This window comes from Kitasatospora sp. NPDC127116 (assembly GCF_042677365.1).
GTDB classification, from domain to species: domain Bacteria; phylum Actinomycetota; class Actinomycetes; order Streptomycetales; family Streptomycetaceae; genus Kitasatospora; species Kitasatospora lactacystinica.
On sequence record NZ_JBHXTL010000203.1, the window covers coordinates 1 to 12,307 of the forward strand.

9 protein-coding genes and 1 pseudogene are annotated in these 12,307 nt (G+C 75.8%); 7 read left to right on the forward strand and 3 right to left on the reverse strand.

What is annotated here, in order from left to right; genetic code table 11:
* The first annotated feature begins 146 nt into the window (after nt 1-146).
* Nucleotides 147-725 (forward strand): aminoacyl-tRNA hydrolase, encoded by a 579-nt coding sequence (pth, locus tag ACFVHV_RS41275; RefSeq protein ID WP_380358693.1) that lies wholly within the window; start codon nt 147-149, stop codon nt 723-725.
* Nucleotides 726-912: 187 nt separating this feature from the next.
* Nucleotides 913-1,194: a hypothetical protein gene (locus tag ACFVHV_RS41280; protein ID WP_359910054.1), complete on the forward strand. Its 282-nt coding sequence runs from the start codon at nt 913-915 to the stop codon at nt 1,192-1,194.
* Between the two features lie 178 nt (nt 1,195-1,372).
* Here the strand turns inward: ACFVHV_RS41280 and ppc are convergent, their stop codons facing one another.
* The gene (gene ppc / locus ACFVHV_RS41285) at nt 1,373-4,171 is read right to left on the reverse strand and encodes a phosphoenolpyruvate carboxylase (RefSeq protein WP_380358697.1); all 2,799 of its coding nucleotides are present in this window, start codon (nt 4,169-4,171) and stop codon (nt 1,373-1,375) included.
* Nucleotides 4,172-4,430: 259 nt separating this feature from the next.
* Here ppc and ACFVHV_RS41290 point away from each other — a divergent pair, with 259 nt between their 5' ends.
* Entirely contained in the window at nt 4,431-5,696 is a 1,266-nt protein-coding gene (locus ACFVHV_RS41290) for a histidine kinase (protein WP_359910048.1), read from the forward strand.
* A gap of 21 nt (nt 5,697-5,717) precedes the next feature.
* On the opposite strand, the gene ACFVHV_RS41295 is transcribed toward ACFVHV_RS41290, so the two are convergent.
* Together ACFVHV_RS41295 and ACFVHV_RS41300 are read right to left on the reverse strand one after the other, a co-directional pair.
* The gene (locus tag ACFVHV_RS41295; RefSeq protein ID WP_359910060.1) at nt 5,718-6,245 is read right to left on the reverse strand and encodes an SUKH-3 domain-containing protein; all 528 of its coding nucleotides are present in this window, start codon (nt 6,243-6,245) and stop codon (nt 5,718-5,720) included.
* Between the two features lie 60 nt (nt 6,246-6,305).
* The gene (locus tag ACFVHV_RS41300; RefSeq protein WP_359910045.1) at nt 6,306-6,767 is read right to left on the reverse strand and encodes a YwqJ-related putative deaminase; all 462 of its coding nucleotides are present in this window, start codon (nt 6,765-6,767) and stop codon (nt 6,306-6,308) included.
* Between the two features lie 366 nt (nt 6,768-7,133).
* Between ACFVHV_RS41300 and ACFVHV_RS41305 the strand changes: the two genes are divergently transcribed.
* The 4 genes and pseudogenes from ACFVHV_RS41305 to ACFVHV_RS41320 form a co-directional block, all read left to right on the forward strand.
* Entirely contained in the window at nt 7,134-8,297 is a 1,164-nt protein-coding gene (locus ACFVHV_RS41305; RefSeq protein ID WP_359910042.1) for a Gfo/Idh/MocA family oxidoreductase, read from the forward strand.
* Nucleotides 8,294-9,457, forward strand: a complete 1,164-nt coding sequence (locus ACFVHV_RS41310; protein WP_380358699.1) for a DegT/DnrJ/EryC1/StrS family aminotransferase — start codon at nt 8,294-8,296, stop codon at nt 9,455-9,457. The genes ACFVHV_RS41305 and ACFVHV_RS41310 overlap by 4 nt, the downstream gene beginning before the upstream one ends.
* 248 nt (nt 9,458-9,705) lie before the next feature.
* Nucleotides 9,706-10,707, forward strand: coding sequence for an SMI1/KNR4 family protein (locus ACFVHV_RS41315; RefSeq protein ID WP_359910037.1), 1,002 nt, complete (start codon nt 9,706-9,708; stop codon nt 10,705-10,707).
* 85 nt (nt 10,708-10,792) lie between these two features.
* Nucleotides 10,793-12,307, forward strand: a pseudogene (locus tag ACFVHV_RS41320) (hypothetical protein); the annotation flags it as partial.

A 12,307-nucleotide genomic window follows, 5' to 3' on the forward strand; every position in this document is an offset into this window, starting at 1 on the left:
CCGCTGGAGCGACCGGGGCAGCGGTGTGTCCGGGATGATGACGTCGAGCGCGAAGTCGAGGAGAGAAGCGTGAGCGAGCGCAGCGAGCGAGCCATGGAGAGGTGCGCGGTCCGCGAAGCGGCCGCCGAGCGCAGCGAGGTGGGCGCATGAGCGAGGACTACGACGGCCCCTGGCTGGTGGTGGGGCTGGGCAACCCCGGGGAGCAGTACGCCCGGAACCGGCACAACATCGGCTTCATGGTGGTGGACCTGCTGGCGCAGCGGATGGGCGCCAGGTTCAAGGCGCACAAGAGCCGGGCGCAGGTGGCCGAGGGACGGCTGTCGGGCAAGCGGGTGGTGCTGGCCAAGCCGATGTCCTTCATGAACCTCTCCGGCGGGCCGGTGACGGCGCTGCGCGACTTCTACAAGGCGCCGGCCTCGGCGCTGATCGCGGTCCACGACGAGCTGGACATCGACTACGCGGCGCTGCGGCTGAAGCTGGGCGGCGGGGACAACGGCCACAACGGCCTGAAGTCGATCACCAAGTCGCTGGGCCCGGACTACCACCGGGTGCGCTGCGGGATCGGCCGTCCGCCGGGCCGGATGGAGGTCGCGGACTTCGTGCTGAAGGACTTCTCCTCGACCGAGCGCAAGGAGCTGGAGTGGTTCGTGGACCGCTCGGCGGACGCGGTGGAGGCGCTGCTGTCCGAAGGGCTGGAGCGGGCCCAGGGCACGTACAACTCCTGATCGCCGCTGACCGTCCGTCAGGACCGTGCGCGGGTACGCAACGGTCGTACAACGCTTGCCCGTCCACACCTGAATCGGTGTGAGAACCCCGTGCGGGATCGGATAGCGTCGGCCGGGTACGCGAACGAGTCCTGGGGAGTTCTCGATGCGGGGATTGCGTCCGGTCCGCCGAGTGCGGCGGAGCCGGGTGGTCGAGCTGAAGCGGCTCGGGCGGCGGGTCGGTACGGCCGGCGCGCTGGGGGCGGCCGGCGTCCTGCTGTCGAGCGGTGCGCTGGCGCACGCGGAGCCGGTGGCCGAGTCGGACCCGGCGGTCTCCCCGGAGCCGGCGGCGGCGCAGTTCGGCCCGGTGCTCGGCGATTCGATGGGCCCCGACGCCGGGTTGCTGGCGGTCGGCGGCGGCCTGGTGGTGGCGGCCGGCGGCGCGGCGCTGTGGCTGAAGCGCAGGCGCGCGGGCGAGGTGGCGGAGTAGCACCCCCGCGCGGAGCAGGAGCCCTGCGCGGAGCAGGAGCCCCGCGCGGAGCAGGAGCCCCGCGCGGAGCGGGAGTTCCGCACTGGGCAGCACCCCCTCCGTGCGGAGCGGGAGCCTCACGGCGATGGGCCGGTGTCCCGGACGGGACACCGGCCCATCGGCCGTTCTCGGGTGGCCGTCAGCCGGTGTTGCGCAGGCCGGCGGCGATGCCGTTGACGGTCAGCAGCAGCGCGCGGGCGCGCAGCGGGTCGTCCTGGCGCCCGGCCGAGAGCTCCTCGCGCTGGCGGCGCAGCAGCGCGACCTGGAGGTAGGAGATCGGGTCGAGGTAGGCGTCGCGGACGGCGAAGGTCTGCTTCAGCACCGGGTTGTGCTCCAGCAGTTCGTTCTCGCCGGTGAGCCGCAGCACCTCGCGCAGGGTGAGCGCGTGTTCGGCCTTGATCTCGTCGAAGACGTGGCGCAGTTCGCCGGGCACCAGCTGCTCGACGTAGTGCTGGGCGATCCGCAGGTCGGTCTTGGCCAGTGTCATGGCGACGTTGGACAGGAAGTTGCGGAAGAAGTGCCACTCGCCGTACATCTCGTCCAGCACGCCGCCGAGGCCCGCCGCGCGGGCGGCCGCGAGGCCGGAGCCGACGCCGAACCAGCCGGGGACGATCTGCCGGGACTGGGTCCAGCCGAACACCCACGGGATGGCCCGCAGGCCGTCCAGGCCGGCGCCGGAGTCGGGGCGGCGGGACGGGCGGGAGCCCAGGTGCAGCGAGGCGAGCTGGTCGACCGGGGTGGCGGCGAAGAAGTACTTCGGCAGGTCCTCCTGCTCGACCAGGCCGCGGTAGGCGGTGTGGGCGGCCTCGGAGACCTGGTCCATCGCGGCGTCCCAGCGGGCCAGCGACTCGGGGGCCTGGCGCGGGGCGGTGTGCAGCGCGGAGGCGGAGAGCGTGGCGGAGATGGTCAGCTCCAGGTTCTCCCGGGCCAGCGAGGGGAGCAGGTACTTGTCGGAGATGACCTCGCCCTGCTCGGTGACCTTGATCTCGCCCTCCAGGGTGCCCCAGGGCTGGGCCAGGATGGCCTCGTGCGAGGGGCCGCCGCCGCGGCCGACGGTGCCGCCGCGGCCGTGGAACAGGCGCAGCCGGATGCCGTAGCGGTGGGCGACGTCGCGCAGGCGGCGCTGGGCGCGGTGGATCTCCCACTGGGAGGTGGTGATGCCGCCGAACTTGGAGGAGTCGGAGTAGCCGAGCATGACCTCCTGGACGTCGCCGCGCAGCGAGACGAGCAGGCGGTAGGACGGGTCGGAGAGCATCTCGTCGAGGATGCGGTCGGCCTGCTGGAGTTCGTCGGTGGTCTCCAGCAGCGGCACGATGCCGATCTTGGCGATGCCGGCGTGCAGGTCGATCAGACCGGCCTCGCGGGCCAGCACGGTGGCCGCGAAGACGTCGTCGGCACCCTGGCACATGGAGATGATGTAGCTCTCGACGATCTCGTCGCCGAAGCGCTCGAAGCCCTGGCGGATCGTGTTGAACACGCCGAGGGTCTTGGTGCCGGCCTCGTCCAGCGGGGCCGGGGTGGGGGCGAGCGGGCGGCGCGAGCGGAGCTCCTTGGCGAGCAGCTTCTGCCGGTACTCGCGGGGCATGTCGGCGTAGCGCCACGCCTCCTCGCCGAGCCGGTCGAAGAGCTGGCCGAGGGCGTGGTGGTGGGCCTCGGCGTGCTCGCGCACGTCCATGGTGGCGAGCTGCAGTCCGAAGGCCTCGACGGTGCGGATGGCGCGGGCGAGGCGGCCGTCGGCGATGAGCTCGCCGCGGTGGGCGCGCAGCGAGTCCTGGATCAGCCGCAGGTCGGCGATCAGCTCGCGGGTGCCGAGGTAGTCGCGGCCCTCGACGTGCGGGGTGCCGCCGGCCAGCCGCTCGCGGGTGTTCTCCAGCTTGAGCCGGATGCAGGTGGCCTTGAGGCGGTAGGGCTCCTCGGCGTTCATCCGCTTGTAGCGCGGGCTGAGTTCGGGGAGCAGGTGCAGATCGGTGTTGAGCGAGGCGAGCAGTTCGACCGAGGCGCCGGCCAGCCGCTCGGAGGTGGAGAGCGTGTTGCGCAGGTCGTCGATCGCGGAGAGCGCGTCCTTGATGCCGTACTCGTGCTGGAGGTTGAGGACGTCCCAGGTGACCTGCGGGGTGACGTTGGGGTTGCCGTCGCGGTCGCCGCCGATCCAGGTGCCGAAGGTGAGCGGCCGCACGCCGTCGGGCAGGCCCAGGCCGACCCGGGCGAGCTCCTCGTGCAGCTCCTCCAGGACCTCGGGGACGGCCTCGCGGTAGAGCTCGTCCAGGTAGTAGACGGCGTTGCGGGCCTCGTCCGTGGGCTCGGGGCGGGCGATGCGCAGCTCGTCGGTCTGCCAGAGCAGGTCGATGACCTCGGCCAGGCGGCGGTCGGCGGAGCGCTTGGCGCTGCTGGTGCGGGCCTGGTCGGCGGCGGCCAGGCCGGAGGTGACCTCGTCGCGGTGGATGCGGTCGAGGAGCTCGCCGATCCGGCGCAGCTTGTTGAGGACGCTGCGGCGGGCGGCCTCGGTGGGGTGCGCGGTGAAGACCGGGCGGACCGCGAGGTGGGCCAGGGTGTCCTGGAGGTGCTTGGGGTCGGCCTCGGCGAGCTGGTCGGCGGTCTGCGCGAGCAGCGAGCCCTCCCGGGCGCGGCGGGTGGCGAGCTCGCGGCCGCGGTGCACCTGCTCGGTGACGTTGGCGAGGTGGAAGTAGGTGGAGAACGCCCGGACCAGCTTGGCGGCGGTGTCCAGGTCGATGTCGGAGAGGAGTTCGGCGGTGGCCTCGCCGTCGGTGCGGCTCAGCAGGCGGACCTGTTCGACCAGGCCCAGCAGCTGGGGGCCCTCCTGGCGGACCAGCGTCTCGCCCAGCAGGTCGCCGAGGCGTCGGATGTCCGCACGCAGGGCGGCATTGTCGGCGACGACGGGCGTGGGGCTGTCCGCCGGGGTGGGGACCGGAGCGGTCACGGCTGGCTCCCTCTGGTGGTGGGGTTCGGCAACGGCTCATCGTCACAGGTCCACACGGGTGTGGCGGGTGTGACGCGTGCGGACCGCGCTGTCCGACGCGACCAGCATAGGTGTCGGGGCGGGTGCTGTCCGCGAGGTGGCCGGATGGCGGACAGGGCTGCCGAAAACCACCTGTGGTCTGGACCACTTGACGGCTTCGGGGGGTGTGCCGGGAGATCCCGGTGGGGAGGGGAGGGGGTTGCCGCTTACGCTGTGGGGCATGAGCAAGTCGCCTGGGGAGCGCATGCCGGTCCGGTGGTTCTGGTGGTGGAAGCGGCCGCGCAGCGCCTTCCTGGACGTCGGGCTGGGGCTGCTCGCCGCGGTGGAGTGCGCGGCCAGCACGATCGCCTTCCTCTCCGCCCGGATACACGTCAGCACCGCGGGAGCGGTCGGCATAGCCGTGCTCGGCACGCTGGCCGGCGGCTCGCTGGTGGTGCGCCGGCGCTGGCCGGCCGTCCCGGTACTGGTGACGCTGCTGGTGATGCCCGGCATGCTGGGCGTGGTGCTGCTGGTGGTGGCGCTGTACACGCTGGCCTCGACCTGGGAGTGGCCCTCGCGCCGGCGCCGGGTGGTGGCGCTGTCCGGGCTGGCCTTCGCCGAGGCGGCCGCGGTGATGGCGGTGTCGCTGATGACGCCCGGCGACATGGTGGACCCGCCGCCGCTGTGGGGTCAGATCCTGCTGTCGCTGCTGGTGTCGGTCGGGCTGACCGTCGCCCCGGTGGTGACCGGACTGTACGTCGGCGCGCGGCGGCGGCTGATCGAGTCGCTCAAGGACCGCGCCCACGGCCTGGAGACCGAGCTGGACCTGCTGGCCGAGCAGGCGCAGGAGCGCGCCCGCCGGGCCCGGTTGGAGGAGCGCACCCGGATCGCCCGGGAGATGCACGACGTGGTGGCGCACCGGGTGTCCCTGATGGTGGTGCACGCAGGGGCGCTGGAGCGGATCGCCGGCAAGGACCCGGACAGGGCGGCGCAGAGCGCCAAGCTGATGGGTGAGGTGGGCCGGCAGGCGCTGAACGAACTGCGCGAGATCCTCGGGGTGCTGCGGATGGACGACGAACGGCAGCCGGAGCCGGACTCGCTGGCCGGGCTGCCGCGGCTGGTCGACCAGTCCCGCGCGGCCGGGATGGCGGTGACCCTGACGGTCAGCGGCAGCCGGCAGGAGTTCACCGGCGAGGCCGAGCAGACCGCCTACCGGGTCGTCCAGGAGGGCCTGACCAACGCGCACAAGCACGCGGGCGGCGCCCAGGTGTCCGTCCTGCTCTCGTACGCGCCGAACGGGGTGCGGGTGGCCGTGGTGAACGCCTGCCCGGGCGGGGAGCGGGGCGCGGCGAAGCTGCCCAGCGGCGGCAACGGGCTGGTCGGGATGCGGGAGCGGGTGATCGCGCTGGGCGGCACCTTCTCCTCCGGGCCGGAGGCGGACGGCGGGTTCCGGATCGAGGCGGTGCTGCCGTCCCGGCTGGCGGTGCGGGCCGAGCGGCTGCGCTGAGCCGTCCCCGGCCCCCGGCCGTCAGTACTCCTCGGCGGTGCGCAGCCGCTCGGGGGCGGTGCCCAGGACGAGGGTGGAGATCGCCTGGTCGATGCCGTGGCCGAGGAACCACTCGCCGGTGTGGTCCAGGCTGTAGACCCGGCCCTCCTCGTCGACGGCCAGCAGCGCCTGCCCGTACGCCTCCTCGCCGAGCGGGGCCAGCCGGGTGCCCAGCGCCCGGCCCAGGTCGAGCAGGGTGCGCGGCTGGTGCAGCCCGCACAGCGGGTCGATCAGGAACGGGGTGCGGGCCAGCTGGCGGCCCGGGCCGGACAGGTCGAAGGCGAGGCCGCCGAACTCGGCCCAGGCCTCCACCGCCGCCGGGAACACCGCGTGCCGTACGCCGGCGGGCGCGCCGTACCCGGCCAGGGCGTCGGCCCACTCCTCGGCCTGCCGGATCTCCCAGCGGCCGGGGTGCCAGCCGGCCGCCTTGAGCTCGGCGGCGACGTCGGCGGGGAAGCGCGGGCGGGTCCGGGTGCCGGCGGGGGAGAGGGTGGCCGGTGGGGACGGGATCGGCGGGTTCAGGACGGACTCCAGGGCTGGGGGACGGGGGACGTGCCGGCGCTCGGCCGGTCAGTGCGCGGGCGGCCCGACGGCGACGCTGCGTACGGTGAAGTGCTCCAGCATCGGAGCGCAGGAGCGGCAGGGCGGGGCGTGGCTGCCGTGCGCCGGGTCGTCCTCCTCGCGGATGCGCACGGTCGTCATCCGGGCGCCCTTGAGCGACTTCCGGGCCTCCTGCAGGGTCATCGGCTTGCGGGCGGCGCGCTTGGAGCGCCGGCCGTCGACCGCGGCCAGGTGCTGGGAGAGCAGGACGGCCTCCGGGCAGCGGCCGGTGAACCGCTCGCGGGCCTCCGCCGGCAGGGTGTCCAGGAAGTCGGCGACCAGGTGGTGCAGCACCGGGCGGCGCGGGTCCTTGTCGCCCGCCAGGGTGTGCACCTCGCCGCCCTTGAGCGACAGCGCGGCGGCGACGGCGGGCAGCAGGCTGTCGCGGTGGTGGCGCAGCACGGGCGGGCCCGCCGGCTCACCGGTGGTCATCCGTCGTCCTCCTCCTCGTAACCCGGCATCGGCCGGAGTGACCGGGCCGGTCCGGGGCAAGCCTGTCAAACGGTACTGACAACCGCACAACCGGGGTGCGGCGGCGTCCGGTGCCGCGGCCGGCCGGCCGGCGGTCGCCCGATGCCGGCCGAACGCGCACCCGCCCGTCACGACTTGTCCGCCGATCTACCGAAACGGCCCCCGGGCCCGGTGCCCGGCCGGTACCGTTCCGGCAGCGAGCCGAAGGGGACGCGGCCGACCGTGCGGACAGCCGCCGGCAGCCCGACTCCGGTGCCCGCGCCGGACGTTGAGGCCGCCGGGGAAGGCCTGTCGCCCGCCCCGGCGCTGAGCGAAGGGGCTCGTGCGATGACGTCGGAACCGCAGGACGAGCACTGGCAGACCGCCAACCAGGCACCCGGCGGACACGTGCCCGCACCGGACGAGCCGCCCCGGCCGGTGCCCGAACACCCGGTGGGGCTGGCCGTGGTCGGGGCCGGCTACTGGGGCCCGAAGCTGGTACGCAACGCGCAGCACACCCCGGCGCTGCGGCTGCACTGGCTGTGCGACCTGGACGAGGCCAAGGCCCGGGCGGTGCTGGGGGAGTACAGCACCGTCGGGGTGACCGACAGCTACCGGCGGGTACTGGCGGACGGGCGGGTCGGCGCGGTCGCGGTGGCGACGCCGGCGGGCGCCCACTACGCGCTGGTGCGGGCGGCCCTGGAGGCCGGCAAGCACGTCCTGGTGGAGAAGCCGATCACCACCTCCGCCGCCGAGGCCGAGGAACTGGTCGACCTGGCCGAGCGGCGCGGGCTGGTGCTGATGTGCGACCACACCTTCTGCTACACCCCGGCGGTGCGGCGGATCCGCGAACTGGTCCACGGCGGGGACATCGGGGACGTCCAGTTCTTCGACTCGGTGCGGATCAACCTCGGCCTGGTGCAGCCGGACGTGGACGTGCTGTGGGACCTCGCCCCGCACGACCTGTCGATCCTGGACTTCGTGCTGCCGCCCGGGGTCGAGCCGGTCGGGGTGTCCGCCCAGGGCGCCGACCCGATCGGGGCCGGCCGCGCCTGCGTCGCCTACCTGACGGTCCGGCTCAGCAACGGCGCGCTGGCGCACTGCCACGTCAACTGGCTCTCCCCGACCAAGGTCCGCACCACGCTGATCGGCGGCTCGCGGCGCACCCTGGTCTGGGACGACCTCAACCCGCAGGCCCGGCTGGCCGTGCACGACCGCGGGGTCGACCTCACCCCGCCCGACCGGTTGACCGACGCGATCCGGCACCGGGCGCTGATCTCCTACCGGGTCGGCGAGATGGTCGCGCCCGCGCTGGTCGAGCAGGAGGCGCTGCGCAACGTGATGGCCGAGTTCGCGGCCGCCATCACCGAGGGCCGGGCCCCGCTCACCGACGGCCGGGCCGGGGTGCGGGTGCTGCAGCTGCTGGAGGCGGCCTCGCTCAGCCTCGAACTCGGCGGCGCCACCGTCCCGGTGGGCGCGGCGGCCCGGACCGGGGCGGAGGTCGCCCGGTGAGCGGGCCGGTGCGCCGGGGCGCGGCGCGGGATCCGGCGCTGGATCCGGCGCGGGAGGGCGTCCCGCTGGTCGATCTGGCGGCGGCGCACGCCGAGGTGGCGGACGAGGTGCGGGCCGGCTTCGACCGGGTGCTCGCCTCCGGAGCCTTCGTCAAGGGCCCCGAGGTGGCCGCCTTCGAGCATGAGTACGCGGCCTTCGCCGGTGTCCGGCACTGCGTGGGCGCCGCCAACGGCACCGACGCCCTCGAACTGGCCCTGCGCGCCCTGGGCCTGCCGCCCGGCAGCGGGGTGGTGCTGCCCGCCAACACCTTCGTCGCCACCGCCGAGGCCGTGCTGCGGGCCGGGCTGCGCCCGGTGCTGGTCGACGCCGACCCGGAGTACCTGCTGATGGACCCGGAGCGGGCCGCCGCCGCGCTGCCCGGCGCGGCCGCGCTGCTGCCCGTCCACCTCTTCGGCCAACTCGCCCCGATGGGGCCGCTGCTGGCGGCGGCCGACGGACGGCCGGTGGTGGAGGACGCGGCGCAGTCCCAGGGCGCCCGCCAGCACGGGCGGAGCCGGTACGGGCGGATCGCGGCCACCAGCTTCTACCCGGGCAAGAACCTCGGCGCCTACGGCGACGCCGGGGCGGTGCTCACCGACGACGACGCCCTGGCCGACGCCGTCCGGCTGATCGGCGACCACGGCGCCCGCGGCCGGTACCGGCACGAACGGTTCGGCTTCAACTCCCGGCTGGACGCGCTGCAGGCCGTCGTGCTGCGCGCCAAGCTGCGCCGGCTGCCCGCCTGGAACGCCGCCCGCCGGGCCGCCGCCACCCGCTACGACGAGCTGCTGGGCGGGCTGGACGGGATCGCCCTGCCCCGCACCGCGCCCGGCAACGAGCACGTCCGGCACCTGTACCCGGTACGGATCGGCCCCGGCCGGGACCGCGACGCGGTGCTGGCCGAACTGCACGCGGCCGGGATCGGCGCCGGGGTGCACTACCCGGTGCCGGTCCACCGGCAACCCGCGTTCCATCACCTCGGGCACCGCGAAGGGACGTTCCCGGTCGCCGAGCGGGCCGCCCGCGAACTGCTCAGCCTGCCGCTGCACCCCCACCTCACCGAGGCCGGGCAGCTGCGGGTGGCCGAGGCGCTGGCGCGGGCGCTCGGCGTGCGGTTGTGACCTCGGGGACGCTCCCCGGCGCGGCTCCGGGCGGGGGCCGGGCGGGGGCCGGGCGGGGGCCGGGCGGGGGCCGGGCAAGGCTTCGGGCGTGGTCCGGGCAGGGCTCCGGGCGAGGTCCCGGCCGTGCGCCGCCCCCGGGACCCGCCGTCGCTCCCCCGTCGTCCGCCTGACGGACGGGGGGTTGAAGGCAGGCCCTAGGCTGGTGCCCAGCAGGCACCGTATTTGCAGCAGCCAGTGGGGGCTCCCAGATGACGACAGGTCGGCCCGGCGTCGCCGCCGCACCGAACGCGGCGTACGCAGGTCAGGTGGTGCAGTTCCCGGACCCGGTCCGCGCGGAGCGGCACCCCGCCGGGGTCAGGGTGGACGAGTACGGCTTTCCGGACTTCGGCCCGTACGCCGCCGCCGCGGCCGAGGTGGCCGACCCGCCGGAGGGCTTCGGCGTGGACGAGCTGCGGCTGACCGACTACGTGTCGGCCAACGCCGCGCTCTACACCCAGGGCCACCCGCTCTGGGCCGACCTCTCGACCGCCGTCGCCACCCCGCCCGGCTGGACCTGGCACCACGCGGTCGGCCGGGCCGCCCCCGGCTGGCGGCGGATGGAGCTCGTGCCGGTCGAGGTCAAGGCGCTGCTGCGGCACCACGGCGGCCTGGCCACCTCCGCCGCCGACCACACCCGCCGCGGCACCCGCCCCCTGCAGGAGCGCCGGGCGGTGCACTTCTCGCTGGCCGGGGACGGCGGCGACCCGATCGGCGTCCCCGAGGACCTGGTGCAGCGCGCCGAGCAGCGCCTCGGCTACCGGCTGCCCGACGCCTACCGCACCTTCCTCAAGCTGGGCGGCGGCCGCACCCCGGTCGGCGTGGCGCTGGACACCGAGCTCGGACTGCTGCTCGACCAGCCCTTCCTGACGCTCACCGAGGAGTACGGCACCGCGGACGTCGTGTACGCCAACAAGTGCCTGCGCGACCACCTCACCAAGGACTACCTGGCCGTCGCCTACGCCCAGGGCGGCCTGGTCGCGCTCAAGGTGCGCGGCGAGCGGACCGGCTCGGTCTGGTTCCACCTGCACGACGACGCCCGCGACACCGGCGCCCCGGAGGCCCCGGAGGACCGCTGCGCCCGGCTGCTGCTGCCCTGCGGCGAGGACTTCGACGCCTTCCTGCTGAGGCTGGCGGGCAGCCCGCCGGAGCTGGAGACGGTCGCGGCGCTGATGGTGGACGGCGGGTTCGCCCGAGCCGTCCCGGTGGGCTGAGGCGCGTGGTCGCGGTGGTCTCGGTGGTCGCGGTGGTGTCGGTGGAACGGGGGACGAAGAGGATGCGGACAGGGGTGAACCGGGCGTGGTGACGTACGCGCAGGCGCAGGAGCTCGCCGAGGAGTGGATCAACGGCGGGGTGCCGCGCTCGCAGCAGCGCGAGGTGCGGGTCCGGGAGTTCGACCTGGGCTTCGTCTGCTGGGCGGTGGCGCCCGCGGGCCCGGCCGAGGGCACGGGTGGTGCGGGCGGCGGCACGGGGGAGGCACGGCTGGTGATCGCCCGGGACTCGGGCGCCAGCACGCTGTGGCCCGCGCTGCCCGTCAACGAGGTGGTCCGGCAGTACGAGGAGGTCTACGGGCGGCCGGTGGCGGCCAACCCGGCCGGGGCGGCGAAGCCCGCGCCCGGACCGGTGGAGGCCACCTCCTTCCTGCTCAGCCCGCCGCAGTGGCTCCAGGAGGCGGGGGCGGCGGCGCTCGCGGCGGAGGCGGAGCGGCTCGGGACGGCCCCGGCCGGGCCGCAGGGTGCCGAGGCCCCGGTCGCGGCCGCTGCTGCCGCTGCCACGCCCGTCGAGGAACTGCCCGTTCCGGCGCCGCAGCCCGTTCCCGCGCCGCAGCCCGTTCCCGCGCCGCTGCCCGCCCCGGCCGTGCTGACCGAGCCGCCGGTCTCCGGCCGGCCCGCCGGGGACGCGCCCACCATGCTCGCGCCGCCGCTCGGGCACGAGGAGCCGGTCGTCGCTCCGCAGCCCTCGCCGCAGCCGCAGGCCGTCGCGCCGGTGCCGCCGCCCGTGGCTCCGGTCGCGCCCGGTGTGCCTGGTGTTCCCGGTGTGCCGGGCCCGTCGGACGGGGCCGACGCCGCCACCGTCCTGATGCCCGAAGGGCTGCGGATCACCGGCTCGGACCTGCCCGAGCCCGCCGCGCCGGCGGGTGCCGAGGCCGCGACCATGCTGATGCCGCCGACGAGCGGCGGCCACGGCATGCCCCCGGTCCCGCCGTTCGCCGAGCCGCCGGTTGCCCCGCCCGCTCCGGCTGCCCCGGCCGCCCCGCCCGCTCCGGCTGCCCCGGCCGCCCCGCCGGCCCCGGCACCCGCCCCGGCCGCCGAGCCGGCGCCGACCCTGCTCGCCTCGCCGGACGCCATGCCCGGGCTGATGGGCCTGCCGGGTGCCCCGGCCGCCCCGCCCGCCGCCGGCCCGCAGGCGGAGCACGCCCCGACGATGCTGGCCCCGCCGGGCGGCATGCCCGGCCTCGCCGGCCTGCCCGGTGCCCCGGTCCCCGGCGCCCCGGAGGGCGCCGCGCCGCAGGGCGGACTCGGACGCGGTGCCGGCTCGGTCCCGCCGCCGCCCCCGCCGGCCGCGCTGCGCGGTGGCCCCGCCGGTGCCCCCGGTGCGGGCGCCGCCCCCGCCGGACTGGGACGCGGTGCGGGTTCGGGCCCGCCGCCGCCCCCGCCGGCCGGGCTGAAGCACACTCCGGGCTCCGGTACGCCCGTCGCCGCCCCGGCCGGTTCCGGCGGCCGCGGCGCCGCCTCCGCCCCGCCGCCTCCGCCGCCGGCGGGCCTGCGCGGTGGCGAGGCCCCGCCGGCCCCGCCGCGGTCTCTTATACCCATC